This window comes from Klebsiella sp. F11 (assembly GCF_056712265.1).
Map to the genome: position 1 here is coordinate 4,397,120 of NZ_CM160060.1, position 26,262 is coordinate 4,423,381.

Here is a 26,262-nt window from a genome sequence, read left to right on the forward strand (position 1 = left end):
TTCAGAAACGAGCGGAGAAACGATATCCCGTGCCGCGAACCGTTTGTACCATCCGGTCATGGCCACTCTGTTCCAGCGCTTTACGCAGACGGCGAATATGCACGTCTACCGTTCGGTCTTCTACATACACGTTGGTCCCCCAGACGTGATTCAGCAGCTGCTCGCGGCTGTATACGCGCTCCGGGTGGGTCATAAAGAAGTGTAATAGCTTAAACTCGGTCGGCCCCATGTCCAGCGGGTTTTCGCCGGTCATCACGCGGTGGGAGGAGGGATCGAGGCTCAGCCCCTGCATTTCAATCACCTCTTCCACCGCCATCGGGGAGATTCGCCGCATCACGGCTTTGATTCGCGCCACCAGCTCTTTCGGCGAGAAAGGCTTGGTGATGTAATCATCGGCGCCGGTCTCCAGGCCGCGAACGCGATCTTCCTCTTCGCCGCGCGCGGTCAGCATCACCACCGGAATATCGCGGGTCATCGCCTCACGCTTAAGCTGCTTAATAAATTGCAGACCCGACCCGCCCGGCAGCATCCAGTCAAGGAGAATTAGATCGGGCCAGGGTTCATTGAGTTGGTTCACCGCGCTGTCAAAATCTTCCGCCTCGACGGGCTGAAAGCCGTTTTGCTCCAGAACAAAACAGACCATTTCACGGATTGGAGCTTCATCTTCAACGACCAGAATTCTTCTCGCCATTATTTACCCTGTATTTTTTAGCCATCAGTATAGAGTGCGGCGCCATTATGCGTCAGTTTTGTGACAGATTTATGAAAAAAAAGGTCGTATGACGATCGAGGATTTTGCATTGTGACACGCACTTAACTCCCTTTCCGTCAATGGTATACTGGCGGCAACGCTCTCAGGCTACGGAATATTTATGCGCATCATTCACACCTCTGACTGGCATCTCGGACAAAACTTTTACAGCAAAAGCCGCGCCGCTGAGCATGCGGCCTTTCTCGACTGGCTGCTGGCCAGCGCCCAGGAGCACGAGGTCGATGCCATTATTGTCGCCGGCGATATCTTTGATACCGGCTCGCCGCCGAGCTACGCCCGCGAGCTGTATAACCGCTTCGTGGTTCAGCTTCAGCAAACCGGCTGTCGGCTGGTGGTGCTGGCGGGCAACCATGACTCGGTCGCCACGCTGAATGAATCGCGCGACATCCTGGCCTTTTTAAAAACCACTGTCGTGGCTAACGCCGGCCACGCCCCCTTCATTCTGCCGCTGCGCGACGGCGCGCCGGGGGCGATATTCTGCCCGGTCCCGTTCCTGCGCCCCCGCGAGCTGGTCACCAGCCAGGCCGGGCACTCCAGCGGTGAAAAGCAGCAGCTGCTGCTCACCGCCATCAGCGACTACTATCAGCAGCAGTACCAGCAGGCCTGCGTCCTGCTCGGCGACCGGCCGCTGCCGATTATTGCCAGCGGCCACCTGACCACCGTCGGCGCCAGCAAAAGCGATGCGGTGCGCGAGATCTATATCGGCACCCTCGACGCCTTCCCGGCCAGCCATTTCCCCCCTGCCGACTATATCGCGCTGGGCCATATCCACCGGGCGCAGATCGTCGGCGGCTACGAGCATATCCGCTACAGCGGCTCGCCAATCTCCCTGAGCTTCGATGAGACCGGGAAGAGTAAAAGCGTCAATCTGGTGACCTTTACCGACGGCCGGCTGGCGGACGTTAGCCCTCTGACGGTGCCGGTCGTCCAGCCGCTGGCGGTGCTAAAGGGCGATTTTGCCAGCATCTGCGAACAGCTCGACCGCTGGCAGGACGACGCGGAGCTGCCTGCCGCGTGGCTGGATATTGAAATCACCAGCGACGAATATCTGCACGACATTCAGCGCCAGATTCAAACCCGCTGCGAAGCGCTGCCGGTGGAAGTGCTGCTGGTGCGCCGCAGCCGCGCCCAGCGCGAGCGCATCCTCGCCGGCGAGCGGCGGGAAACCCTCAGCGAACTGCGGGTTGAAGAGGTTTTTGCCCGTCGTCTGGCGCTGGAGAGCCTCGAAGAGCCACAGCAGCAGCGCCTCGAGCAGCTGTTTAACGAAACGCTGCACAGCCTGAACGGTGAGGAGCACCTGTGAAAATTCTGAGCCTGCGCCTGAAAAACCTTAACTCGCTGAAGGGCGAGTGGAAGATCGACTTCACCGCCGAACCCTTCGCCAGCAACGGGCTGTTCGCCATCACCGGGCCGACGGGGGCCGGGAAAACGACCCTGCTGGACGCTATCTGTCTCGCGCTGTACCACGAGACGCCGCGCCTCAGCAGCGTCTCGCAGTCGCAAAACGATCTGATGACCCGCAATACCGCCGAATGCCTGGCCGAAGTTGAGTTTGAGGTCAAAGGCACCTCCTACCGCGCCTTCTGGAGCCAGAACCGCGCGCGCAACCAGCCCGACGGCAACCTGCAGGCGCCCCGCGTCGAGCTGGCCCGCTGCGACGATGGGCAAATCCTGGCCGACAAAGTCAAAGACAAGCTGGAGATGACCGCCTCGCTCACCGGCCTCGATTACGGCCGCTTTACCCGCTCAATGCTCCTCTCCCAGGGCCAGTTCGCCGCCTTTCTTAACGCCAAACCCAAAGAGCGCGCCGAGCTGCTGGAAGAACTCACCGGCACCGAAATTTACGGTCAGATCTCCGCCCAGGTGTTTGAAAAGCATAAGCTCGCCCGCAGCGAGCTGGAAAAGCTGCAGGCCCAGGCCTCCGGCGTTGTGCTGTTAAGCGATGAGCAACAGCAGGCGCTGGAGCAAAGTTTGCAAGCACTTACTGCTGAAGAACAGCAGCGCCTCGCCGAACAGTCGCGCGAGCAAAATACCCGGCAATGGCTGCTGCGCCAGCAAGAGCTTAGCCGCGACGAGAGCCAGACCCAGGCGCGACTGCGCGAAGCGCAGCAGGCGCTGGAGCAGGCCCGGCCGCAGCTGGCGGCGCTGGAGCAGGCACAGCCTGCCGATCGGCTGCGTCCGCTGTGGACCCGGCAGCAGGAGCAGACCGACGCGCTGGCGCAGACCCGCCGTCAGGTGGAAGAAGTAAATACTCGCTTACACGACCGGCTGCGGCTACGGGCGGGCATTCGTCTCGCAGCGCAGCGGCAAACGAGCCAGCTGCAGCAGGCGCAGCAATCGCTCGCCGAATGGCTGCAGGCCAACGACCGCTACCGTCAGTGGGGCAATGCGCTGGCGGGCTGGCGGGCGGCGTTCCAGCAGCAGGCGCGCGACGCGCAGCAGCAGGCCGCGCTTGAGCAGCGGCTGGCGGAAACCCGCCGTCGGCTCGGCGAACTGCCGCCGGCGACGCTGGCGCTGGATGCCGATCGGCTGCGCGACGACCTTGCCCGCCACGCCGCCGCCCGCCCGCGGCGTCAGCTGCTGGCAGCCCTGTATAGCCGCCTGCTGCCCCTGCGCCAGCGCCTTAATCAGCTGGAGACGACGGAGCAGGCCGGCCGCCAGGAGCAGGAGAAGCTGGAGACAACGCTGACCCAGCGCCGCCAGGCCTACAAAGAGAAAAGTCAGCAGCTCAGCGATGTGAAAGTCATTTGTGAGCTGGAGGCGCGGATTGCCGGACTAGAAGAGGAGCGCGCGCGCCTACAGCCCGGCGCGCCTTGCCCGCTGTGCGGCTCCTGCGAACACCCGGCCGTCGCCGAATATCGGGCGCTGACGCCCGGCGTTAATCAGGCCCGCCGCGAGACCCTCGAGCGCGAGGTGAAACAGCTGGCGGAAGAAGGCGCCCAGCTGCGCGGCGAGCTGGATGCGCTGTTGAAACAACAGCTTAAGCAAAAAGAGGAGCGAGAATCGCTGCGCCAGCAGGAGCAAGCGCTCACCTCGCAGTGGCAGGCCGTCACCGGCGAACTGCGCATTGACCTGCAGCCGGAGGATGATATTCCCGGCTGGCTGGAGGCCCAGCAGGAGCGGGAGCAGCAGCTGTATCAGCATCAGCAGCGGCTGGCCTGGCAGACCCAGCAGCAGGAGTGCGAGCTGCAGCTACAGCAGCTGCGGCAGGAGCTGGCGCAGCGTCATAGCGCCCTCAACAAGGAACTCGCGGCCTTTGCCCTCAGTGCGCCCGAGGCTGATCGGGCGACGGCCTGGCTGGCCGAGCGCGAGGAGGAGACCCGCGGCTGGCAGGCCAAACGCGACGAATCCGCCGCCCTGCAGGAGCGCCTGCAGCAGCTGATCCCCCTGCTGGAGACGCTGCCGGAGGCGGAAGAGGACGTCTCGCCCGCGCCGCTTGAGGATTGGCGCCAGGTGCACGACGACTGCCTGGCGCTGCAGAGCCAGTGGCGCACCCTCGGCCAGCAGGAGAACCAGCAGCAGCTGCAGCTGACGGAAACCAAGAGCCAGTTTGCCGCCGCCCTCGCCGCCAGCCCCTTTACCAACCAGCAGGCGTTTCTCGACGCCCTGCTCGATGAGGAGACTCGTCGACAGCTGGAGCAGCTCAGGCAAACCCTGGAAAATACGCTCCAGCAAAATAGCGCGCTCGCCCTGCGGGCCCGCGAGGCGCTGGCGCAGCATCGGCAGCAGCCGCCGGCGGATACCGACATCACCCAGCCGATAGAAGAGATTGAGGCTCGCCTACGGCAGCTGGCTCTGCTGCTGCGGGAAAATAGTACCCGCCAGGGGGAGATCCGCCAGCAGCTGAAGCAGAATGCCGAGAATCAGCAGCGCCAGCAGGCGCTGCAGCAGGAGATTGCGCTCGCCGCGCGGCAGCTGGAGGACTGGGCGTGGCTCAATTCGCTGATTGGCTCCAAAGAGGGCGATAAATTCCGTAAATTTGCCCAGGGGCTGACGCTGGATAACCTTGTCTGGCTGGCGAACCATCAGCTCAACCGCCTGCACGGCCGCTATCAGCTGCAGCGCAAGGCCAGCGAAGCGCTGGAGCTGGAGGTGGTCGATACCTGGCAGGCGGATGCGGTGCGCGATACCCGCACCCTTTCCGGCGGCGAAAGCTTCCTCGTCAGCCTTGCGCTGGCGCTGGCGCTATCCGATCTGGTGAGTCATAAAACGCGCATTGATTCGCTGTTCCTTGACGAAGGATTCGGCACGCTCGATAGCGAAACGCTGGATACCGCGCTGGACGCGCTGGATGCCCTCAACGCCAGCGGCAAGGCGATCGGCGTGATTAGCCACGTCGAAGCAATGAAAGAGCGCATCCCCGTGCAGATCAAGGTAAAGAAAATCAACGGCCTGGGATACAGCCGTCTCGATAAGGCCTACGCGGTGGAGTAAAGCTCCGCCCGGCTTCCCGGCAGCACGCCGCCGGGAGAGCGGAACGACGAGTCTCTCCTCAGCCGCCTACAGCGGCCACAGCCAGGCCGCGCCGCGCACGCCGCTGGAGTCACCGTGCAGCGCTTTGCGGATCGGCGTTTCGCACTCGCCGCCAAACACCCACGGTTTCACCAGCGCAGGCACCGTCTGGTACAGGCGCTCGACGTTGCTCATGCCGCCGCCGAGGACGATCACGTCCGGGTCGAGGATATTCACCACATGAGCCAACGACTTCGCCAGCCGCATCTCGTAGCGACTCAGCGCCAGTTCCGCCAGCGGGTCCTGCTCGCTAACTCGCTGCACGATCTCGCTGCCTTTGAGCGGCTGGCCGCCCAGTCGCCGATAGTCGGTGGCAAAGCCGGTACCGGAGATAAAGGTTTCGATACACCCCTGCTTTGCGCAGTAGCACGGGACCTCCGCGCGATAGCGCAGCTCGTCCTCGTCCATCCACGGCAGCGGGTTATGCCCCCACTCGCCGGCGGCGCCGTTGCCGCCAATATGCGAACGGCCGTTAAACGCCACGCCGGCGCCGCAGCCGGTGCCGATAATCACCGCGAATACGGTCTGCGCGCCGGCCGCGGCGCCGTCCACCGCTTCCGACACCGCCAGGCAGTTGGCGTCATTCGCCAGCCGCACTTCGCGATTCAGCCGCCGGCTCAGGTCCTTATCAAACGGCTGGCCGTTGAGCCAGGTGGAGTTGGCGTTTTTCACCACGCCGGTATAGGGGGAAATCGAACCGGGGATCCCCACGCCAACGCTGCCGCGCGCTCCGGTCGCCTGCTCTGCCATATCGACCAGGGCGGCAATATTTTCTATCGTTTGCCGGTAATCATCCCGCGGAGTCGGCAAACGGTGGCGAAACAGCTGCTCTCCCTTATCGCTCAGGGCAATGACTTCCGTTTTCGTGCCGCCTAAATCAATACCAATACGCACTGTAAGCTCCTCTCCCCGATTAACAATGCAAGCATAGCGACAATTCGCTATCATGCCCGCTGGATTTAACGATAAAGCCGTGGAAATTATCATGCTGTGGTTCAAAAATTTAATGGTTTACCGTCTCAGCCGCGACATTTCCTTGCGCGCCGAGGAGATGGAAAAACAGCTGGCCGAGCTGACGTTTACGCCTTGTGGTAGCCAGGATATGGCAAAAACCGGTTGGGTGTCGCCGATGGGATCGCACAGCGACGCGCTGACGCATACGACAAACGGCCAGATCGTTATCTGCGCGCGCAAAGAAGAAAAGATCCTGCCATCGCCGGTGATCAAACAGGCGCTGGAAGCGAAGATCTTCAAGCTGGAAGCCGAACAGGGCCGTAAGCTGAAGAAAACCGAAAAAGATTCGCTGAAAGACGAAGTACTGCACTCGCTGCTGCCGCGCGCTTTCAGCCGCTTCAGCCAGACCATGATGTGGATCGACACCGTCAACGGTCTGATCATGGTGGACTGCGCCAGCGCCAAAAAAGCGGAAGATACGCTGGCTCTGCTGCGCAAAACCTTAGGATCGCTGCCGGTTGTCCCGCTGGCGCTGGAAAACCCGATCGAACTGACGCTCACCGAATGGGTGCGCTCCGGCACCGTGGCGCAGGGCTTCCAGCTGCTGGATGAAGCCGAGCTGAAGGCCATGCTGGAAGATGGCGGCGTGATCCGCGCGAAGAAACAGGATCTGGTCAGCGACGAAATCGCCGTGCACATTGAGGCCGGGAAGGTGGTCACCAAGCTGGCCCTCGACTGGCAGCAGCGCATTCAGTTCCTGATGTGCGACGATGGCTCGATCAAGCGCCTGAAGTTCTGTGACGAACTGCGCGATCAGAACGAAGATATCGATCGGGAAGATTTTGCCCAGCGCTTTGACGCCGACTTTATTCTGATGACCGGCGAACTGGCGGCGCTGATCCAGAATCTGGTGGAGGGTCTGGGCGGCGAGGCCCAGCGCTAATCAGCTGAATGAGATCCGCAGAATCAATCGATTACGCGGATCGTCATCCTGCCGCGTAGCGGCAGGATGACAGAATCTGAATTACAGATAGCGGCACAGATAGGACGTTGGCTCAGCAACCTGCAGATGGAACTCGCTGCTGCCAGGAACGTTGAATACTTCACCGGCGGCATAGACTTTCCACTCGGTTTCCCCTGGCAGCAAAACGTTCAGCGCCCCGCTGACCACGGTCATCTCTTCCGGCTGTGCGGTGCCAAAGGTATATTCCCCTTCCGCCATCACGCCCACGCTCGCGCGGCCAGTACTGCTGCTGGTGAAACCGATCGATTTCACTTTTCCATCGAAGTATTCATTACTTTGAAGCATAAACAAGCCCTTATGATCTTTTGTTGAAACCTCAATATAGGGGGCGCTCCTCGTTTCTGTCACGTAAAATTAACGCCTAATGCCTGGCCTGTGACGCGGGACGACCGAGCCGGCGGCGTTTGCCCGCCGGTCAGGGCTCATCGAAATACGCGCAGCCGCAAAACGGCTTAAACCAAAAGCTCTGCCGCCAGCCGCGAAACCAGTACGTTAGACAGCAGAACCGGCACGTCCAGCGCCTTTTGCAGCACGTCCCGGTGATGCTGATGGTAGCCGAGGCAGTCCAGCACCAGCACGTCGGCGCCCTGCTCCAGCAGCGCCTTTCCGGCATCGAGCAAATCGCTATCGCTGCCGCTAACCGGATTCGCCAGCGCGTAGTACGGCGCGCTGTTCAGCGACAGCCATTTTTGCTGCTGCAATGGCAGAGCGTCCGCGACGGGAACGATGACTCCCACCTGATGACCGTCGACAATCGACGCCACCAGCGGCGGGATAATCCTCTGCGGCTCCAGCAGAATGGCGTTGCGCGCCGTAAATCCGCTGAGCATATCGAAGCTCAACAGCAGGATGACGTCATACTCCTGCCGGTCGAGCACCGCGATAAGGTGCTTTAAATCACGTTCGATCTTCCACCGTGAGACCTCGGCCATCCGGTTGTCATTCAGTAAGGTAAGCAGGCGCTCGTCGTCGGGGTCAACGGCATAATCCTCCATCACCTCTTCGCGCGTCATTTTACCTAACAGGCTAATATGCGTGATCTGCTCTTCCCTGATATGTTCGGTTAAAAGCGGCAGAACTTCCGCCACCGGCACCACGCCAACGGTTAAAATAGCCATCGTTGTACTCATATCATCTACCTTTTCACTTCCACGCCTTCGGCACAGGCTTACCGCATAATATCCGCCCCCTCGCTGGCTAAAAATCAACCGTCCAGAAGCGTAGCAGCTTAGCGCGCCAGTAGAGTGTAAAGATTGCCGATGCTTTAGGGACCCTCCTGAAAAATCCGCACCTTAGGTATTCATTAGTATGCGTGATGAATTAAAAATGTGACGGATGTCCGGTTTTGTCCTCCGGCTGAGAAAAACAGATCGGCGCACGGGGGCGTAAATCAGCGGGGGACGCAATCCTGTGCGAAATCTAAAATACCTGCCAGCGGTTGCGCTGACAGGCGATAGCGCAGAAGAAGGGTTACGATTTGTCAGGATCCTCATAGCGCCGTTTGGCATCCAGCGCTTCGCTCTCGACGGGATGTTCGCTAATCAGCGAATCGGGGGTGGGATAATCGGCGCGGAGTTGGTACCAGGTCTCGGTCTGGCCCTTTTGACCTTTCTCAACGGCGACAACGCGCGCTTTTCGCGGATATGGCGGTCGGTCTGGCATAGCTCTTCCCTCTTTTACCGTACGAACCATAAAGTATAGAGAGCCGCGCTCTGTTTACCCCAGGTAAAGTCCTAACTCGCTTCGCTACCCGCCGCTTTCGCCACCCCGGCAGGATTAATTATCGACCGTACAGGCGCTCTGCAGCGCCGCCACGATCTGTCCGACTACCTCATCCGGCCCGGCGCTCGCATCGATAATATGGTGCGCGGTATCCCGGTACAGCGCCTCTCTTTGCGCCAGCACTTCACCCACTTCATCGCGAATCGGTTTGCCGGTCAGCGTCGGACGCTGTTCGGTCTTCGGATAGGCCTCAAGACGGTCAATCAGCGCGGATACCGAGGCCTGGAGATAGAAAACCACGCCGTTTTCGCGCATAAACTGACAATTCTCCTCGACGAGCACAATGCCGCCGCCGGTCGCAATTACCGTTCCCGGCTGGGTGGCCGCTTTTAGCGCCTGCGACTCCAGCTCGCGAAAGCGATCCCAGCCCTCCTGCTCAACGATCGTCGCGACCGTACGCTGCTCATGCGCCTGCAGGGCATGATCGGTATCGGTAAACTGGTAATTACGCGCCCGCGCCAGCGCGTGGCCGATCGTCGTTTTACCGCAACCGCGTGGACCGATGAGATAGATTGGCTGTGTCATTACCGAAGACCCTCTGGTTCCGCATTTTGCGGGAAAATGAATACGAAAAATGAGCAATGATACCTGCGAAGCGGCGTCACGATAAGCGTAAAATAAACGTTACAAATCATCAGGCACACCCTTTCTTCACAGGGAGTAAAGGGATTTTGCATGTAAACTTATCATTGCATTAAATGTTGTGCCAGATTTACCTCGGCTCAGGGATTATTTTTCAGCCGCTGGCTGGCGTAAACGGTAACACATTTATGCAAAGCTTTACGCTGCAACATATTTACAACATGGGCAGCCCGGACGCACTCTGACCGTAATTTATCAGTGTGACAGAGGAATGTACCATGCAATCTGAAGAACAACGCCTTATTGATGGGCTGTTTTCCCGACTCAAAGAGGCCGGGACGCAGAGCGCCTCGCGCGATGCCAGCGCCGAGGAGCGGATTGCGCAGCACATCAAGGAGCAGCCGGCCGCCCCCTACTACATGGCGCAAACGATCCTGATTCAGGAAGCGGCGATTAAGCGGCTCAACGATCGTATCCAGGTGCTGGAAGGCCAGGTGACGCAGCTGCAGGCGGCAAAACCGAGCAGCGGCGGATTTCTCGCCGGACTGTTCGGCGGCGGCCAGCCGCAGTCGCAGCCGCGCGGCTCCGACCCGATTCCGGGCGCGGAGCAGTATGGTCGCGGGCAGCCGCAGTATGCCCCGCAGATGCAGCAGCAGAACTACGCGCCTCAGGCGGCTCGCGGCGGCGGCTTTATGGCCGGCGCGCTCCAGACCGCCGCAGGCGTGGCGGGAGGCGTGGTGCTCGGCAACATGCTGACCAATATGTTCAGCGGCTCGCATCCGCAGGAGATCGTCAATATCATCGAAGAGCAGCCGCAGGCTGACTTCGCGCAGGCGGCGGACAGCGGCGCGTCGGACGATCCCTTCCGCCAGGATGATAATCAGTTCCTTGCGGATAACACCTACAGCTCCGACTTCGACGCCGGCTTCGGCGATGACGATATCGGCGACGACGATAGCTGGGTTTAGGCTACCGACCCTTCGTCTCCATCAGCCACTTCTCCAGCGCGGCGGCAAACTGCTGCCGGTCGCGCTGCGATAGGGAATCCGGGCCGCCGGTTTGCACGCCGCTGGCGCGCATCGTCTCCATAAAATCACGCATTGTCAGGCGCTCGCGAATGGTGGCCTCGCTGTAGCGCTCGCCGCGCGGATTGAGCGCCGCGCCGCCTTTGGCCAGCACTTCGGCGGCCAGCGGAATATCGGCGGTAATGACCAGATCGCCCGGCTCGCACAGGCGAACGATTTCGTTATCGGCAACATCAAAGCCCTGCGGCACGCGCAGGGTACGAATAACGCGCGACGGCGGCACCCGCAGCGCCTGGTTTGCCACCAGCGTCATCGGCGTTTGCGTGCGCTCGGCGGCGCGAAACAAAATCTCTTTAATCACGTTTGGACAGGCGTCCGCATCAACCCAAATGGCCATTCCAGCTCCTGTTGACGAAAAAGGGGCTATTATTGTCACCTGCTTTTGTCCCCCGGGAAAGCTCCGGAGTGATAAGCTAGGTAGCTCAAGACAAAACAGGCACAGGAGAAGGGTGATGGAGAAGAAAATTGGCTTTATCGGCTGCGGTAATATGGGAAAGGCCATTCTCGGCGGCCTGATCGCCAGCGGGCAGGTTCAGCCGGGTCAAATTTGGGTCTACACCCCGTCGCCGGATAAAGTGGCGGCCCTACGCGACCAGTACGGTATCAACGCGGCGCAGAGCGCCCAGGACGTTGCGCAGATCGCGGATATTGTGTTCGGCGCCGTGAAGCCGGGGATCATGGTTAAAGTGCTGAGCGACGTCGCCTCCAGCCTGAATAAAGATTCTCTGGTGGTCTCCATCGCGGCGGGCGTCACCCTCGATCAGCTCGCGCGCGCGCTGGGACACGATCGCAAGATCGTCCGCGCCATGCCCAACACGCCGTCGCTGGTCAACGCGGGCATGACCTCCGTCACGCCGAACGCGCTGGTCACCAGCGAAGAGACCGCTGAAATTCTTACCATTTTCCGCTGCTTCGGCCAGGCTGAGATTATCGCTGAGGCGATGATCCATCCGGTAGTCGGCGTCAGCGGCTCGGCGCCGGCCTACGTGTTTATGTTTATCGAAGCGATGGCCGATGCCGCCGTGCTCGGCGGCATGCCGCGGGCCCAGGCCTATAAGTTTGCCGCCCAGGCGGTGATGGGCTCGGCGAAAATGGTGCTGGAAAGCGGAGAGCATCCGGGCGCGCTGAAGGATATGGTGTGCTCGCCGGGTGGAACAACTATCGAGGCGGTTCGGGTGCTGGAAGAGAAAGGCTTCCGTTCGGCGGTGATCGAAGCGATGGTGAAATGCATGGAAAAATCAGAGAAGCTCAGCCGCTCCTGAAGCCCGGCATAATCGCGGGTGAGGCCAGGCCTCACCCGCTTCCACTACCCCTGTTTTTTCAGGCAGGCGCTCATAAATTTCTTACGATCGTCCCCTTTCAGCGACTGCTGGGTCGCCTGGCCGTTACACTCGCCCATTTTCTGCTGCTGAGGCGTTAGCCCTTTACTCTCCGAAGCCGGCGCACCTTTCTTCAGACAGCTGCTCATGAACGCTTTACGCTCATCCCCTTTCAGCGCTTTCGCCGACGCATCTTTGTTACAGACCGTCATTTTTTGCTGCTGGGGAGTCGGCGTTTTTTCCGCGGCACTCGCCGCCGTAGCAAAGACCAAACCAAACAATAGGGCTACAGGTAATATTATTTTCATTGCACCATCCTTTTGTGAGTCAATCCCTGTAAGTCTGGTCGCTGCCGGCAAAAAAACCAGCCGGCGGCAGAAATTCGCCGCCGGCACCGGCCTATTTCAGACCCAGGGCATCTTTCATGGTATAGAACAGGTCGGTCTGATCGGTTAAACCTACCACGTTCGCGGCGTGCGGGCCATAGGCGGCGATGCGCAGCTGCGTCCCGGTATGCTCCATCGACTCGCCCTCGGAGTTACCGTAGCTCATCACCATCACCGAACCGTCTTTCGTGGTCAGCGCCTGAGTCAGGCCCGGGGCTTTAGCATCAGCCGGGATAATCTGGCTGGAGTGCGCGTGGTCGGCGGTCACCACCACCAGGGTGTTGCCGTCTTTTTTGGCGAACTCCAGCGCTTTTTGCACCGCTTCGTCAAGATCGACGGTTTCGCCAATCTGGCCGCACGGGTTCGCCGCGTGATCCTGTTTGTCGATGGAGGCGCCTTCAACCTGCAGGAAGAAGCCCTTTTCATTGCTGCTCAGCAGGCTGATGGCTTTCTCCGTCATCTGCGCCAGCGTCGGCACCGAGGCGTCACGCTTCGCGTTCGGCGTGCAGCTCACCGCCGGCTGGTCGATATTGCCATGCAGGGAGGCTTTAGGCCCTTCCCAGCGTACCGGCATATTACCGTCAGAAAAGAGCCCCAGCAGCGGTTTGCCCTGGTTGGCTTCGCCGACCGCGGCCAGCGAAGCGGCGTCGGTGACAATCTGGTAGCCGCGGGCGAGCGCCTGATCATGCAGCGTTTTACCCTGCCATTCGCCGGCGGTGGCGGTTTCGGCGAAGGTTTTTGCCCCGCCGCCAAGAGTTACGTCGGCGCGGGCGTTCAGCAGCTGCTCGGTAATCGAGCCCTTGCCGCCTTTTTCCAGCGCGTTGCCCGGACATTTTTCGCTGGTGACGCTGGGGCCGTAACATTTACGTGAAGTCACGTGCGCCACCAGCGCGGCGGGCGTGGCGTCCTGCAGTTCGGCGGTAGAGACGTTGCCGGTAGCAAAGCCGGCGGCTTTCGCCAACTCAAGAATAGTCTGATGATCTTTTTCGTGGATATCGACGCCCAGCGCGCCGTTATAGCTTTTGACGCCGGTGGTCCACGCCGTCGCGGACGCGGCGGAATCGGTCACATAATCCGGCTTGCCGGTTTTCTTATCCAGAGAATAATGGGTGTACTGACCGGTTAGCGGCAGCGCATCAATACCCTTGAAGAAGCCGCCCGCGCCTTCGGCATAATTGCGCGCAGCGGTAATTTCTGAATCCCCCATTCCGTCACCAATCAGCAAAATAATATTCTTCGCTGGCTTGTTGATTAGTGAGGCCTGTAATGCGGCGGTTTGGTCGCCGCTTAAACGACGCGCGCCGCCGGGAACGGAGATATCTCCCTGAGCGGCACGATTATCCAGAGCCGGAGTGGACGGGGTATCAGCATGAATAACCGGGGATGCCAGCAGAGGCAGCAGGGCAATAAAGAGGGCGCTTAATTTCACTTTTGTCGTCTCCATGTAAAAATACTTAAAAAACAAAACGAGGGAGACTTTATAAAAGCAATGTGACAGTAAAATGACAGCATCCATGCCTTGTCACTGGCGTTAGCTACGAGGATGCCGCAACAGCTTTTTTATATATTGCTGCAACCGCTGAGCATCGCGATCATCGACCAGCGGACCCGGGCTGGCCTGCTCGATAGCCTGTTCAATATCGTGAATTAACGCCTGCTGCGCGTCCTGCGCCATATGCCTCAGCAGCGCCGTGACCACCACTTCCAGCGCCTCAACCTGCACCGTCAGCTCCTTTGTTTCCTCTTCCTTTTGCGCCAGATTGACCAGCAGCTCGGCAATGAGATTCTTCACAACGCTTTATCCTTAGGCGAGGTCAGTGAGTTATTCTTTATGTCATAGATTCATCAACAGATACCAGACTTATTTTCTAAAAATGCCCGCTGATTATCATCGATAATTAACGAAACGCCTGCGCGATTAAAAAACAAACAGCAAAAGCAACCACCATAAATAACGGACAAAGAGAATTCTATAACCAATTTTAATAGTAAATAATAAAATGATATAGCCATCGTATTTCCGTAATAAGCAAAACGCATCACGATAATAGAATAGACGAGCGGGCTAATACGCGGTTTTACGTCGGTACGCAAAGTAATAATACCCGGCGCCGCTGGGCCAGTATCATAACAAAGAGTAATGAAAGCAGCGCGGCGAGGGGTCAATACGGCGATATGCGCGCACATACCGCCCGGGAGGCAATCAGGTAGAAGCCCGACTGCGCCGCAGCATAACGGCCAGCTGCCAAAGGTTAATCAGCACGATAATCGCCGTGGCGATGAACACCCAGCGGAAGCCGGCCATTGCCGATACCGAGGCGCCAATCAGCGGCCCGACCACGTTCCCCAGATACATAAACGACTGGTTATAGCCGAAGATGCGTCCGGTAACGCTATCGCTGCAGTATTTGAGCAGCAGAGTTTGCACCGCCGGCAGCATCGCGCCGTCGGCAAAACCGAGCATAAAGCGCAGCACGCCCAGCTGCAGCGGCGTGGTCACGAAGGACATCGCAAAGAACATCACCACCGCGCAGCACAGGGTCGCCAGCAGGATCCGCGAGGTTCCGATCCGATCGCCAAGCTTGCCTAAACGCGGGGCCGAGAGCAGCGCCGAAACGCCCGGCACGGCGGCAATCATTCCGGCAAGGAAGGCGATATTATTACTCTCCGGGGCCATCGATTTGATAAACAGCGCCAGAATAGGACCGATTGAACCATTGCACAGCTGAATCACCAGGGTGGTGAAAAACAGGCTAATCACCAGGCCCGGGTACGGCAGCGAAGCAAACACCTCTCTGCCGCTCTGGCGCTCCGCTTTGTTGACCTGCGGGCGCACGCCCTCTTTAATCAGGAACAGCGTCACCAGGAAGCTCACCGTCAGCAAAATAGCGGTAATGATAAACACCATCCGCAGCCCAACGTGGTCGGCCAGGAAGCCCCCCAGCAGCGGTCCGCCGATTACGCCGCTGATTTGCGCCGTCGATAGCGTACTGAGCGCCCAGCCGCTGCGCTCGCGCGGTACCTGAGAGGCCACCAGCGCCATCGCATTAGGAATATAGCCGGAAGTCAGCCCCATCACCGCACGCAGGATAAACAGTTGCCAGACGTTGGTGGCAAAGGCCTGAAGCAGGATGGCAATCGCCATTCCCAGGGAGGCGCGCAGCAGCATCAGCTTGCGCCCTTTGCGATCCGCGAGGCTGCCCCACATCGGCGAAACGATGGCCGAGATCAGGAAGGTGACGCTAAAGGTCAGGCCCGACCACATCGACAGCGCCTCATGAGAGGTGACGCCGAGCTGGGAAACATAGAGCGGCAAAAACGGGAGAATTTGGCTGATTGCCAGGCCGGTAAAAAAGCAGCCGAACCAGACGGAGATTAGGTTAACCTTCCAGGATTCCATAACTACGCGTATTCATTAGTTTTTGTGAATTATTACCTAGCTTAGCAATTTCCCCCGGCGGGCGTATTACCAGAGATGCGCTCACGATCAGTTTAGTATTTTATCGCTCCATATACCGATTTATAAAATATTTTCAGAGCTAATCGCCGGAGCCCCAGCGCGTTGTGCTAAGCCTCCGCCACCGGCGCGCATCGCCCCCCGCCCTCGCCTGCCGATCCGCGGCGGCGGTTGAACAGCTTTTAACCCCCTGCGGCGTGGCGCAGAGATTCTGGCAGCCACGCCGTCATCGCGCATGCTATGTTATGTGCTTTGATGTAATCAGGATGGAAGTTGAAATGGCTAAGATGAGGGTTGGGATCGTTTTTGGCGGCAAGTCGGCAGAACATGAAGTGTCGCTGCAGTCGGCGAAGAACATCGTGGAAGCAATTGATAAATCGCGCTTCGACGTCGTTCTGCTGGGGATTGATAAACAGGGTCTCTGGCATATTAACGATGCCGGTAACTATCTGCTGAACCCGCAGGATCCCGCCCGTATTGCGCTACGCCCCTCCGATGTCACGCTGGCGCAAATTCCCGGCCGCGAATCCCGGCAGCTGATTAATGCCGACAGCGGTCAACCGCTGGCCGCCATCGACGTTATTTTCCCGATTGTCCACGGCACCCTGGGAGAAGACGGCTCGCTGCAGGGTATGCTGCGGATGGCAAACCTGCCCTTCGTCGGCTCAGACGTGCTTGGCTCCGCCGCCTGCATGGATAAAGACGTCACCAAGCGCCTGCTGCGTGACGCCGGCCTGTCTATCGCGCCGTTTATTACCCTGACCCGCGCTAACCGCCAGCGTTTTAGCTTCGCGGAAGTGCAAAACACCCTCGGTCTGCCGCTGTTTGTCAAACCGGCCAATCAGGGGTCATCGGTGGGCGTGAGCAAGGTGAACAACGAAGCGCAGTATCAGCAGGCGGTCGCGCTGGCCTTTGAATTTGACCATAAAGTGGTGGTTGAACAAGGAATTAAGGGGCGGGAGATCGAGTGTGCGGTATTGGGTAACGACGAATCCGAGGCCAGCACCTGCGGCGAAATCGTCCTCAACAGCGAGTTCTACGCCTACGACACCAAATACATTGACGATCAGGGAGCGAAAGTCGTCGTTCCGGCGGCCATTGACGGTGAAGTTAACGATAAAATTCGGGATATTGCCGTTCGTGCCTATCAGACGCTCGGCTGCAGCGGCATGGCGCGCGTCGACGTGTTCCTGACGGCAGATAATGAAGTCGTTATCAATGAAATCAACACCCTGCCGGGCTTTACCAATATCAGCATGTATCCCAAGCTGTGGCAGGCCAGCGGGCTGGATTATACCAGCCTGATCACCCGCCTGATTGAGCTGGCGCTGGAGCGTCACGCCGCCGATCGCGCGCTGAAAACCTCGATGAACTGATAATACTGCCCCGGCGGCGCTACGCCTGCCGGGGTGACAGATTTACGGCCCGGTCGGCCGCAATCCTGTCAGCGCCCTAGGCTTTCTCTGCCGGACGACGGCGAATAATAAATCCCGCCAGCCAGAAGCTAATGACCCAGGTCACCAGCCCGACGGCATAGGATTGCCAGCCCTGAGTTTCAAACCCCAGCAGCCCCACCACGCCGTTCAGAATAAAAATCAACCCCAGCGCAATAGCGTAATAGTGCCAGTCACGGCGAATTTTCTCAGTGAGCTTCATAACGACTCCAACGGCAAAAAAAAGCATCTTCGCACAGGCGCCATCCGCGGTCTGTAGCGACGTTGATAATTATTTCACGGTGGGAGATGACTCTCCATTCGACAAATTTTTAACGCGCTCGCAAAGCGGCAAGTTCAGGAATATTCCTGGCCGGAATTACCAGCAATCTGATACTGGATAGCGCCCGCCGCTGCCAGAATAATCGCCGTATAGCCGCTGTAATGCGGCAGAGAAGTGGAGTACGGAGGTTATATGGCAGAGTTTGCCTTTTCAAAAACGCTCTTTGGCAAAAAAAGCAGGAGCCCGCTGACCAGCAGCAATATCGCCTACGGACTGTTTGTGCTGTTCTGCTTCTGGGCCGGCGCGCAAATGCTGAGCATGCTGGTGCACGCACCCGGCGTTTTTGAACGCTTAATGCAGGTCCAGAATAGCCACCATCCGCGCGTAGAAATAGGCCTCGCGGTGGGAACCATTTTTGGCCTGATCCCCTTTCTGTTTGGCTGCCTGCTGGTCGCGCTTCTGGGGCTGTTCCTGCGCTGGCGCAATAATCGCTAACGACGCGCCATGCAGCTGGCGCGCCGATCATCGACCCGCTTCGCGAACCAGGCGGTAGTCAAATTTCGCGTAATTTTAGGGCTTTCGAGCTGGATCCCAGGGAGGATTTCCCGCGGCACGGCCTTGCCCGCTTTCCGATCGGCAAGACGGAAAACCTGCTGATAGAGGTCGGTTTTTTCAAACGCCAGGCTGTCGCCTTTTTTCAGCTGCTGGTGAATATCATCATCGCTCATCGCCAGTTGTCCGGCTAACCGCCGCACCGCCAGCTCCGTGTTTCCCGGCTCATCGCTGTCGTAGCGAATCAAATCCCCGTCCAGCGCCAGCTTCACGCCGCTTACTTTGCTAACCGCATGCTGAAACGCGGCGTTGCGGCTGGCGTACCAGCCGGCGTTGAAGTCAGCAAAACGATACAGCGGCACGCTATAGTTCGCCGGATAGTTCAGCAAATGCCGGGTGCCAAACCACAGGCCGCCGCGCAGGCTAAAGACCTCCTTGCGCACGGTGCCCTCCATTTTCCACGGATAGCCGTCGGTATGCTGCTGGGCGAAGGCGATGCTGACCTGCATCGGGCCGCCGGTATGCACCGGATTGAGGGAGCCAAACAGGGTCTGTCCCATCGGCACCATATCGATAAAATCGTCAAAAACGGCGCTTAGCTGCTTCTCCGTTTTCACGCTATCCAGGCGCTCGCTGTAGCTTTTGCCGTTCGGTGAAGGGATTTTTAGCGCGGTATGCACGACGAACAGCGGAATGTGCATTTTCTCCGCCCGGCGGTCTATCTCCTGCCAGGCGATTTTATTCAGCCCCGGCACCACCGGGTCCGACTGATAGTTGGACTCCTGCTGGGCCACCGCCAGCACCGAACAGACGTTTTCTTCCGTCGGCGCCAGCTTCTGGCTTTCGAAGGCTTTGGCTATCGCCTGCGCCCATTGGTCACGGTCCTTCACGCTGGCCGGCATTTTTTGCCGTACCACGGCGGCAACGTCCACGGGCTGTTCACCCTTTTTTAGCGCCGGCCCCTGATTGCTGGTACAGGCGCTGAGCACCATCCCCGCCAGGAGCGTCAGGGAGAGCGAAACGATACGGGTAGAGGCTGCTGCCGACATAATCCTTCCTTGAGATAATTAACCGAGCGTTTGCGTCACTTCACTCAGCTCTTTGCCATCGAGTTCACGTTCAAAGCTGCGCAGACGTTTGTAGATGGACATCAGCTCCACTAGCGTCGTCCAGGAGCTGATCAGGTACTGGAACGAACCGCGCACCTGGCCAAAGACGTTGGTTATCTGCGTCATCAGGCCCAGCGTAATGGTACCGGCCACGATCGACGGAAACAGCAGGAACAAACCGAAAACGTTATCGACCTGCAGATAGAGAATGCGCGCGATGTTGAAGTACATATAGTGGAAATAGAGGCGGAAATAGTTGCGGCGTACGGCGCCAAACAGCTCGCGTACGGTCGGCGGCGTCGCGCGAGCGGCGTCGTCTTCGCCATACACCAGCTCTTTACGATAGGCCGCCTCAACGCGCTGGTTTTTAAACTCAAGGCCCGGCAGCTTAATCCCTACCACCGCCAGCATACCGGTTCCCATCAGCGACCAGACGATCGCCGCAATCACCAGGCCATACGGCAGATGGCCGACAATCGGCAGATCGGGCACGTGCTCGGAGAGGGTCACCAGCACCGGCAGGAAAGCAATCAGAGTCATCACCGCGTTGATAAAGCTAACGCCCATATCCTCAAGGGTAGAGGCAAAGCGCATGGTATCTTCCTGCACACGCTGGGCCGCGCCCTCAATATGGCGTAAATGGTGCCAGTGCGCCATGTAGTGTTCGTTCATCGCGGTACGCCAGCGGAAGACGTAGTGGCTGACGAAAAAGTTGTTCATCACGCCGATAATGACCGCAATGAGCGCGATGCCGAGGAATACGCCGATCTCCTGATAAAACTGGTTGATACTGACCTTATGCGGCGTGGCCAGCGCGGACTGAATCAGATCGTAGAATGGCGCGTACCAGGCGTTAATCGCCACCCCGACTTCGACCATAAACCAGGTAACGAAGATAATCAGCGCGGTGCCGAGGATCGACCAGTACTGCCAGCGATGCGGACTGTAGATAAACCAAAACAGAGCGAACACGCCGACGCAGAACATATAGTAAACGTAGAACAGCAGATAGTTCAGCGACCAGAAGCGCGCGGCGCTGATGGCCACGTTTTGCGAGGCCCCGGTTAAGCGCAGCAGCCAGTCGCCGCCGCCCGCCTGCCAAAAGATCACCGCCAGCAGTGACCAGATAAAGGCAGAGATAAAAAACGGCCCCGGTTTGGGGAAAAAAGATTTAAACATCATGCTCTCCTGCTAACTTCTTCTCATTCTGATTATGCTGTGTACCACGACAATGCCCGCCGCATAGGGCGCGGCAAAGAAAGGCGACCGGATGATGAGACCGGATATCAGCAGCTTAGTTCGTCTACCAGGCGCTAAGAATTGTTTCTGTGGGTTTCACGCGTACAGGATTGCCGGGGACGGTCAGCGTGCGCCAAACCTCGTTATAGTGGGCAATCAGCGTTTGCGCCTGCGCCGCGGCGCGGTTGGCGGTAGTGTGCGCATCTTCGGCGACGGTAATGGCATAACCGCGACTGGCGCCGTTTTTGATAGTGGTATCGACACAATAATCGGTTGCGCAGCCGCAAATGACGAACTCTTCGATGTTCAGGTCGCTCAATAGCTGCGCAAGGCGGGTTTGATAGAACGCATCGCAGGCGGTTTTGGTGACATACAGCGATCCCGCCGGCTGCTCCAGTTCCGCCAGCAGGGCGAAACCGTCGCTGCCCTCTTCCAGCCCGCCGTCTTCCGCATGTTGAATGAAAATAACGCGATCCGCGGCGCGCGTCAGGCGGTTAATGTGCGCGACGCAGCGCGCGCGCTCAACCCGCGGCGTCGCAAAGACGCCATTTTGCATATCGACTACCATTACCACCCGCAGAGTCGCCATCGCTCTGATCTCCCGATTAATCAAACGCTAATCATACCTGCCCGCCGGGGAAAGCGGATATGCTCATGCGCAAAAAAGTCCTTTTTACGCACCGTTACGTTTTTCCGCACAATATTGACGTTATTCCCGCCTTGCTCTACCTCGCTTCGTAGTATAAATACGCTCTATATTTCTTTTCATCATATGGATACCCCGTTGAAACGTAGTCTGCTCATTTTTGCTGCGCTGTGCGCGGCGTCGTGGACATCGGTCCAGGCTGCTCAGCCGAGCGTCGATCCGGAATTTGCCTCCGATGTTGTCGACCGTTACGCCAACCATATCTACTACGGCAGCGGCGCCACCGGTATGGCGCTGGTCGTCATCGACGGTAACCAGCGCGTTTTTCGCAGCTTTGGCGAGACGCGTCCGGGTAATAATGAACATCCTCAGCTGGACTCCGTCATCCGCATCGCCTCATTGAGTAAGCTGATGACCAGCGAAATGCTGGTGAAAATGCTCGATCAGGGGGTGGTTAAGCTTAACGATCCGCTGAGCAAATACGCGCCTCCGGGCGCTCGGGTACCGAGCTATCAGGGCACGCCGATTACGCTGGTTAACCTGGCGACGCATACCAGCGCCCTGCCGCGCGAACAGCCCGGCGGCGCGGCGCACCGCGCGGTCTTCGTCTGGCCAACCCGCCAGCAGCGCTGGGCATGGCTGTCGACGACGTCGCTGAAGGCCGCGCCCGGTTCCCAGGCCGCTTACTCCAACCTCGCTTTCGATCTGCTGGCGGACGCCCTTTCGAACGCCGCGGGCAAGCCTTATCCGCAGCTGTTTGAAGAGCAAATTACCCGCCCGCTGGGCATGAAGGACACGACCTTTACGCCATCGCCGGATCAGTGCGGCCGCCTTATGGTCGCCGAGAAGGGCGCCAGCCCGTGCAACAACACCCTGGCGGCGATCGGCAGCGGCGGCGTTTACTCCACGCCGGGCGATATGATGCGCTGGATGCAGCAGTTCCTCTCTTCTGATTTTTACACCCGCGGCCAGCAGGCCGACCGCATGCAGACGCTGATCTATCAGCGCAGCCAGTTGACCCGCGTTATCGGTATGGACGTGCCGGGGAAAGCCGATGCGCTGGGCCTTGGCTGGGTTTATATGAAGCCGAAGAACGGGCACCCGGGCATTATTCAGAAGACCGGCGGCGGCGGCGGATTTATTACCTATATGGCGATGAACCCGCAGGCTAACGTGGGCGCCTTCGTGGTGGTCACCCGCTCTTCGCTGACGCGCTTTAGCAATATGAGTAATGGCATCAATGACCTGGTCAGCGAATTGAGCGGGGAAAAACCGCTGCCCGTTCCCGAATCCTGATTAATATTCTGAAGGCAAATGGTTGATGCTGACCAGTTTGCCTTTATTCATTTCGATATAGCCGCCTTTACGCAGGGCGGCAAGCACTTCGGCCACCACGGAGCGCGAAATACGCGTTTTTTGATGAATATAATTCATCACGCCAATACGAACACGTAACGATTCGTCCCAGCCAATCATCGACAGCAGCGTGGCGCGAATTTGCTCATAGGAGTTATTCCCGATGAGCTGCAGATCGCGCAGTTCCATTATGCGATTATGCCATACCAGCCAGCAGAATGCGTCGCGCCACAAATTATTCTGCTCGATGAGTTTAATCGCCTGCGAAGAAGGCAGATGATATCCGCTACACTTCCCCTCAGTCATTAATTTATATTGCACCTCATTTTTCATTATCCCATCGGCCAGTCCAATAATAAACGGCGCCTGAGCAATACCAACAAGGATATTTTCTCCTCGGCGCAGCGAAATCACGCCAGCTAAAATAACTACCGTTCTATCGCAATGTATATCATGCGAAAATATAATCTGTTTTTCACTACAACAATCGAAGCGTGTGCCATATTTTGACAAACAGCGATCCAGCTGACCAAATTCATTAAGCGGTTTACTCAGCGATAGCATTTATGCATTCCTGACAATAATGCCCGTCAACTCCTTGACGGGCATACTCTTAGATTAAATAACCTTTAATGTTTTATCACGGCAAATAATCTTACCAGGTATATTTAACGCCGACGTTAGCCGCCCAGTCCTGATCCACATCTCCGCCGCCGAGGTAGCTCACATCGGAGTAGGCGCTGAAGTTGCGGGTAAAGCTGAACTGGGTACCCAGCCCAACGCGTACCGCAGAACCTTCGGTGCCGTTATCGATAGAATCACCGTTTACCTTCGCGTTGTTGTCGGCATCGTCATACACGTAGGCCAGTTTGAAGTAAGGCGTCAGAGCCTGATCGCTGCCGTAGGTAAAGGTGTAGCCCGCGTCAACGCCCAGCTCATAGCGCATGCTGTCGTAAGACTGGTCGCCAACTTTCATGCCGTTGCTCAGGCGGTAGTCATCCCCGGACTGGAACAGGCCGGATACGCTGCCGTACGGCGTCACATAGCCCGCCTCGCCCAGCTTCCAGTCGTAACCCAGCTTCAGCCCGAAGCCCCAGGCGTCTGAGGAAGCGCTGCCGTCTACGTACTGGCCGTTGCTCATATTGGCAGACAGCTGGTTGTTGAAGTGAGAGTAGTTCAGAGAACCGTCAACGAAGACGTGGTTTGCAAAGCGAGCGGACGAGTAGATATAGGCCGTCTGGCTGTCCTGATCCACCCGACCGCTGCGATCGCTCAGGTCGCCTTTCACGAAGCCCGCGGCGGTGCCGACGATCCACTGAGCGTGGTTACCATCAATTTTGGTATCCAGGCCCAACATGGCGCCGTTGACGTTCTGAGCGTAGCTGATGGTGTCATTGTCGCCGTTGAAGCTAGCGCCTAAATAGCTGCCCCAGGCGCCGCCGTTATCCGCCAGACCGTGCCGGGAGTGGGTCAACCGAGTCGCCACGGTATCCTGCTGCAGGTTCCAGATATTGCTGTTAGCGGACGGGATGCTGAGCGCCATGTTAGCGTAATCGGTCAGCGCCCTCTGCTGCATCACCACCACGTTACCTTCCTGCTTAGCCTGCCAGGTGTAGGCGCCCAGGTCGGCCTTGTTAGCCGCAGAGAAGGTGGCGGTGCTGCTCTTGTCGTTAACGTAGATCAGCTCTTTGCCTTTGTAATCAGCAACGGAGCCCGTCCCCGTTGCATTATCAATGCGAACTTTGTAGTTGCCGGTGGCAGCCGCAACCTTGTCGCCCGCGTTATCCACTTCGGACTGGTCGAAAGAGGTGTCGGCGTCACCGTTGCCGTTGATGGTCAGATGGCCATCGGAGTTCATGGCGATGATGCCGTAGCCGTAGTTAGATTTAGCGGTATCGCGAGTACGATCGTTGGTTAAATCGGCATTCAGCACAAAGCGATTACTGTGAACGTTAAACACGCCGGCATGTACTTTCCCGCCGGCATCCGTCGAGCTGGTCAAATTCAGCGTATCGGCCTGCAGCGCGTACGCCGTACTGTTGCCCACATCGAGAATACCATCGTGGGTGACGTTGACGATGTTGGCATACAAGGCGGCATCATCCACGCCCCAGCCGGCGGAGACATCGTCGGCAATCGTGACGGTACTGTTGTCAACTGTCAGCGCGTGGGTCGCGACGTGGCCATCTTCAGCGATCTTCAGAGCAGAGCCGCCGGTCAGAGAGATGGTGTCGGAAACCAGGGTGGAATCAGCGACGTTGACGAGCGAACCGCTGTTGATGCTCAGAGTATCAATCAGCGACGTTTTGGTGGTATCCCACCGTGAACCGCCGTTCAGCGTTACGTTGAACAGACCGCTCTGATAGACTTCATTGCCAGCAACGTGACCGTTTTCATTGTAGGCCGTATCGCTGCTGTTGATGCCATAGGTTGACCACGGCCAGAGGCTGTTCGCCGCGACATCGATCAGCGTTGCGGTCGCGTCGGTACCTGCGGCAAAGCCGTCGTAGACGCCATCGCCATCAGAATCAACCTGATGCATGGACATCGCCGCCCCTACCCACTTGCTGCCGTTATTCAGCGTGACGTCCATACGGTCAGTGCCGTCCCAGCCGTTAGTGTCTACGGCAGAATTGGTATCCCGATAGCTGTCCGCACCGCTCGGGAAGAAATTGTGGTCAAAGTTACTGGAAAATAAGATGTCCCCCATCAGGGTCGAGTTAGTGAGGTTAACCGTCGTCTGCATCGCATTATCCGCATGCGGATTGGCGATGGCAGAAATCGCGACGTCATCGGCATTAAAGCCGGCGCCGCCGTTCGTATGCAGACCGGTGCCACCGTAATCGCTGGCGTTATTGTTGTTGCCGAACCAGCCGGAAGTACCTTCATCGGACCATGAGCCGGACGTCACGGTAGAATCCGTTACGCTAATCGCGTTGTGAAACACTTCGCCGCTGTTGACGCCGGTGCTAACGGTGTTGTCGTCAATATCTCCCCACTCGTAGCCCTGGGTCAGGGTTATGCCGGCAACATGGGAGTTATTTTTGACCACCAAATCGACCTCCTGATCCAGCGTAATAGCCGTCCCCAGGTCGTAAACGTCAACAAGATGCGTATCTACGGAGCCATCGGCGTGCGTGCCGTTGTAGGTATAGTGCTCATAGTTATCATCAATGGTTGAGTTATCAACGGTCAGCGCCAGGCGGTCATAAACATAGCCGGTCGCGTCACGCCCCACGCAGTCGGTGGTCATGCACTCGGAGGTGATCATCCCGTGAATGGTGCTGTTTTTAATGGTCAGGCTATTGCTGTTCGCGTTGTTGGCAAGGCCATCATCCAGATAGTAAGTTGAGATCACGCCATTAACGACGGATTTATTGATTACCGGATAAATGTCACCGTTATAAATACTATCCGTCGCATAGTTATTCCAGCCTACATAACCATTATAGTAAACGCCGTCAGCATAGTTAGCGTCGTTATAATGTTTGAATGTCGTGTAGTTGGTTCCAGATATATCATTAAAAGCACTTGCCTGAGAGGTGATTGCCAAAGTGCAGGCTAATGCTAATTGTGAAACTACAAATTTCTTTTTCCAGGGGTGCATGGTCATCCCTCCTCAGGGACGTAATATCGTTGATCCATCAATTATCAATACGTAGAAGAACATTATTATGCTTCGCGGAACGATTATGCGGTGTCAGCGAGGAAAGGTTCAATTATTCTTTAGCCAAAGTCCGAAACCGGACAATAATTTAATCAGCACACCTA

Annotated in this window: 26 protein-coding genes; 8 read left to right on the forward strand and 18 right to left on the reverse strand. The window is 57.9% G+C overall.

Features of this window, described 5'->3' with window-relative positions; genetic code table 11:
- Nucleotide 1: 1 nt before the first annotated feature.
- The gene (phoB, locus tag AC1M2H_RS21665; RefSeq protein WP_133596364.1) at nucleotides 2-691 is read right to left on the reverse strand and encodes a phosphate response regulator transcription factor PhoB; all 690 of its coding nucleotides are present in this window, start codon (nucleotides 689-691) and stop codon (nucleotides 2-4) included.
- A gap of 181 nt (nucleotides 692-872) precedes the next feature.
- On the opposite strand from phoB, the gene sbcD reads away from it, so the two are divergent.
- Both sbcD and sbcC read left to right on the forward strand, forming a co-directional pair.
- Nucleotides 873-2,075 (forward strand): exonuclease subunit SbcD, encoded by a 1,203-nt coding sequence (sbcD, locus tag AC1M2H_RS21670; protein ID WP_480149002.1) that lies wholly within the window; start codon nucleotides 873-875, stop codon nucleotides 2,073-2,075.
- Nucleotides 2,072-5,206, forward strand: coding sequence for an exonuclease subunit SbcC (gene sbcC / locus AC1M2H_RS21675; protein ID WP_480149003.1), 3,135 nt, complete (start codon nucleotides 2,072-2,074; stop codon nucleotides 5,204-5,206). Before sbcD ends, sbcC begins: the two co-directional genes overlap by 4 nt.
- A 66-nt stretch (nucleotides 5,207-5,272) precedes the next feature.
- Here the strand turns inward: sbcC and mak are convergent, their stop codons facing one another.
- A complete protein-coding gene (gene mak / locus AC1M2H_RS21680) occupies nucleotides 5,273-6,178 on the reverse strand; it encodes a fructokinase (protein ID WP_480149004.1) in 906 nt (301 codons plus the stop codon).
- Nucleotides 6,179-6,269: 91 nt separating this feature from the next.
- Here mak and rdgC point away from each other — a divergent pair, with 91 nt between their 5' ends.
- On the forward strand, nucleotides 6,270-7,181 hold the full coding sequence (gene rdgC / locus AC1M2H_RS21685; RefSeq protein ID WP_095097903.1) for a recombination-associated protein RdgC: 912 nt from the start codon (nucleotides 6,270-6,272) through the stop codon (nucleotides 7,179-7,181).
- 81 nt (nucleotides 7,182-7,262) lie between these two features.
- On the opposite strand, the gene ppnP is transcribed toward rdgC, so the two are convergent.
- The 4 genes from ppnP to aroL all read right to left on the reverse strand — a co-directional run bounded on the left by ppnP (nucleotide 7,263) and on the right by aroL (nucleotide 9,569).
- The gene (gene ppnP / locus AC1M2H_RS21690) at nucleotides 7,263-7,547 is read right to left on the reverse strand and encodes a pyrimidine/purine nucleoside phosphorylase (protein WP_095094295.1); all 285 of its coding nucleotides are present in this window, start codon (nucleotides 7,545-7,547) and stop codon (nucleotides 7,263-7,265) included.
- A 167-nt stretch (nucleotides 7,548-7,714) separates the two neighbouring features.
- On the reverse strand, nucleotides 7,715-8,392 hold the full coding sequence (locus AC1M2H_RS21695) for an AroM family protein (RefSeq protein WP_480149005.1): 678 nt from the start codon (nucleotides 8,390-8,392) through the stop codon (nucleotides 7,715-7,717).
- 340 nt (nucleotides 8,393-8,732) lie between these two features.
- The gene (locus AC1M2H_RS21700) at nucleotides 8,733-8,924 is read right to left on the reverse strand and encodes a YaiA family protein (RefSeq protein ID WP_426812905.1); all 192 of its coding nucleotides are present in this window, start codon (nucleotides 8,922-8,924) and stop codon (nucleotides 8,733-8,735) included.
- 114 nt (nucleotides 8,925-9,038) lie between these two features.
- Nucleotides 9,039-9,569 carry a shikimate kinase AroL gene (gene aroL / locus AC1M2H_RS21705; protein WP_480149006.1) on the reverse strand — a complete coding sequence of 177 codons (531 nt, stop codon included), beginning with the start codon at nucleotides 9,567-9,569 and terminating at the stop codon, nucleotides 9,039-9,041.
- Between the two features lie 335 nt (nucleotides 9,570-9,904).
- Here aroL and AC1M2H_RS21710 point away from each other — a divergent pair, with 335 nt between their 5' ends.
- Entirely contained in the window at nucleotides 9,905-10,594 is a 690-nt protein-coding gene (locus tag AC1M2H_RS21710; RefSeq protein WP_480149007.1) for a DUF2076 domain-containing protein, read from the forward strand.
- 1 nt (nucleotide 10,595) lies between these two features.
- Here AC1M2H_RS21710 and AC1M2H_RS21715 read toward each other — a convergent pair whose 3' ends face one another.
- Nucleotides 10,596-11,048 (reverse strand): YaiI/YqxD family protein, encoded by a 453-nt coding sequence (locus AC1M2H_RS21715; RefSeq protein ID WP_480149008.1) that lies wholly within the window; start codon nucleotides 11,046-11,048, stop codon nucleotides 10,596-10,598.
- A gap of 115 nt (nucleotides 11,049-11,163) precedes the next feature.
- Here AC1M2H_RS21715 and proC point away from each other — a divergent pair, with 115 nt between their 5' ends.
- Entirely contained in the window at nucleotides 11,164-11,973 is an 810-nt protein-coding gene (gene proC / locus AC1M2H_RS21720; protein WP_426812908.1) for a pyrroline-5-carboxylate reductase, read from the forward strand.
- 44 nt (nucleotides 11,974-12,017) lie between these two features.
- Here the strand turns inward: proC and AC1M2H_RS21725 are convergent, their stop codons facing one another.
- The 5 genes from AC1M2H_RS21725 to AC1M2H_RS21745 form a co-directional block, all read right to left on the reverse strand.
- The gene (locus tag AC1M2H_RS21725) at nucleotides 12,018-12,338 is read right to left on the reverse strand and encodes a PsiF family protein (RefSeq protein WP_480149009.1); all 321 of its coding nucleotides are present in this window, start codon (nucleotides 12,336-12,338) and stop codon (nucleotides 12,018-12,020) included.
- A 91-nt stretch (nucleotides 12,339-12,429) separates the two neighbouring features.
- Nucleotides 12,430-13,860 carry an alkaline phosphatase gene (gene phoA, locus AC1M2H_RS21730; RefSeq protein ID WP_480149010.1) on the reverse strand — a complete coding sequence of 477 codons (1,431 nt, stop codon included), beginning with the start codon at nucleotides 13,858-13,860 and terminating at the stop codon, nucleotides 12,430-12,432.
- 87 nt (nucleotides 13,861-13,947) lie between these two features.
- Nucleotides 13,948-14,208 (reverse strand): anti-adapter protein IraP, encoded by a 261-nt coding sequence (gene iraP, locus AC1M2H_RS21735; protein WP_480149011.1) that lies wholly within the window; start codon nucleotides 14,206-14,208, stop codon nucleotides 13,948-13,950.
- 53 nt (nucleotides 14,209-14,261) lie between these two features.
- Nucleotides 14,262-14,603 carry a hypothetical protein gene (locus AC1M2H_RS21740; protein WP_480149012.1) on the reverse strand — a complete coding sequence of 114 codons (342 nt, stop codon included), beginning with the start codon at nucleotides 14,601-14,603 and terminating at the stop codon, nucleotides 14,262-14,264.
- A gap of 16 nt (nucleotides 14,604-14,619) precedes the next feature.
- The gene (locus AC1M2H_RS21745; RefSeq protein WP_480149013.1) at nucleotides 14,620-15,816 is read right to left on the reverse strand and encodes a multidrug efflux MFS transporter; all 1,197 of its coding nucleotides are present in this window, start codon (nucleotides 15,814-15,816) and stop codon (nucleotides 14,620-14,622) included.
- A gap of 335 nt (nucleotides 15,817-16,151) precedes the next feature.
- Between AC1M2H_RS21745 and ddlA the strand changes: the two genes are divergently transcribed.
- Complete coding sequence (gene ddlA / locus AC1M2H_RS21750) at nucleotides 16,152-17,249, forward strand: D-alanine--D-alanine ligase (RefSeq protein ID WP_480149014.1); 1,098 nt, start codon at nucleotides 16,152-16,154, stop codon at nucleotides 17,247-17,249.
- A gap of 76 nt (nucleotides 17,250-17,325) precedes the next feature.
- Here the strand turns inward: ddlA and AC1M2H_RS21755 are convergent, their stop codons facing one another.
- Entirely contained in the window at nucleotides 17,326-17,529 is a 204-nt protein-coding gene (locus AC1M2H_RS21755; RefSeq protein ID WP_426812914.1) for a DUF2754 family protein, read from the reverse strand.
- Between the two features lie 252 nt (nucleotides 17,530-17,781).
- Between AC1M2H_RS21755 and AC1M2H_RS21760 the strand changes: the two genes are divergently transcribed.
- Nucleotides 17,782-18,084, forward strand: a complete 303-nt coding sequence (locus AC1M2H_RS21760) for a DUF2755 family protein (protein ID WP_480149015.1) — start codon at nucleotides 17,782-17,784, stop codon at nucleotides 18,082-18,084.
- Here AC1M2H_RS21760 and AC1M2H_RS21765 read toward each other — a convergent pair.
- From AC1M2H_RS21765 to AC1M2H_RS21775, 3 genes are all read right to left on the reverse strand, one after another.
- A complete protein-coding gene (locus AC1M2H_RS21765; protein ID WP_480149016.1) occupies nucleotides 18,081-19,190 on the reverse strand; it encodes a DUF1615 domain-containing protein in 1,110 nt (369 codons plus the stop codon). The two genes, AC1M2H_RS21760 and AC1M2H_RS21765, sit on opposite strands and share 4 nt — an antisense overlap.
- An 18-nt stretch (nucleotides 19,191-19,208) precedes the next feature.
- Nucleotides 19,209-20,429, reverse strand: a complete 1,221-nt coding sequence (sbmA, locus tag AC1M2H_RS21770; protein ID WP_095094265.1) for a peptide antibiotic transporter SbmA — start codon at nucleotides 20,427-20,429, stop codon at nucleotides 19,209-19,211.
- Nucleotides 20,430-20,553: 124 nt separating this feature from the next.
- Nucleotides 20,554-21,057, reverse strand: a complete 504-nt coding sequence (locus AC1M2H_RS21775; protein ID WP_480152007.1) for an isochorismatase family protein — start codon at nucleotides 21,055-21,057, stop codon at nucleotides 20,554-20,556.
- 216 nt (nucleotides 21,058-21,273) lie between these two features.
- On the opposite strand from AC1M2H_RS21775, the gene ampH reads away from it, so the two are divergent.
- On the forward strand, nucleotides 21,274-22,431 hold the full coding sequence (ampH, locus tag AC1M2H_RS21780; protein ID WP_480149017.1) for a D-alanyl-D-alanine-carboxypeptidase/endopeptidase AmpH: 1,158 nt from the start codon (nucleotides 21,274-21,276) through the stop codon (nucleotides 22,429-22,431).
- On the opposite strand, the gene iprA is transcribed toward ampH, so the two are convergent.
- On the reverse strand, nucleotides 22,432-23,055 hold the full coding sequence (iprA, locus tag AC1M2H_RS21785; protein WP_480149018.1) for a hydrogen peroxide resistance inhibitor IprA: 624 nt from the start codon (nucleotides 23,053-23,055) through the stop codon (nucleotides 22,432-22,434). It abuts the gene before it with no gap.
- Between the two features lie 91 nt (nucleotides 23,056-23,146).
- Nucleotides 23,147-26,098 carry an autotransporter adhesin EhaB gene (gene ehaB / locus AC1M2H_RS21790; RefSeq protein WP_480149019.1) on the reverse strand — a complete coding sequence of 984 codons (2,952 nt, stop codon included), beginning with the start codon at nucleotides 26,096-26,098 and terminating at the stop codon, nucleotides 23,147-23,149.
- Between the last annotated feature and the right edge of the window lie 164 nt (nucleotides 26,099-26,262).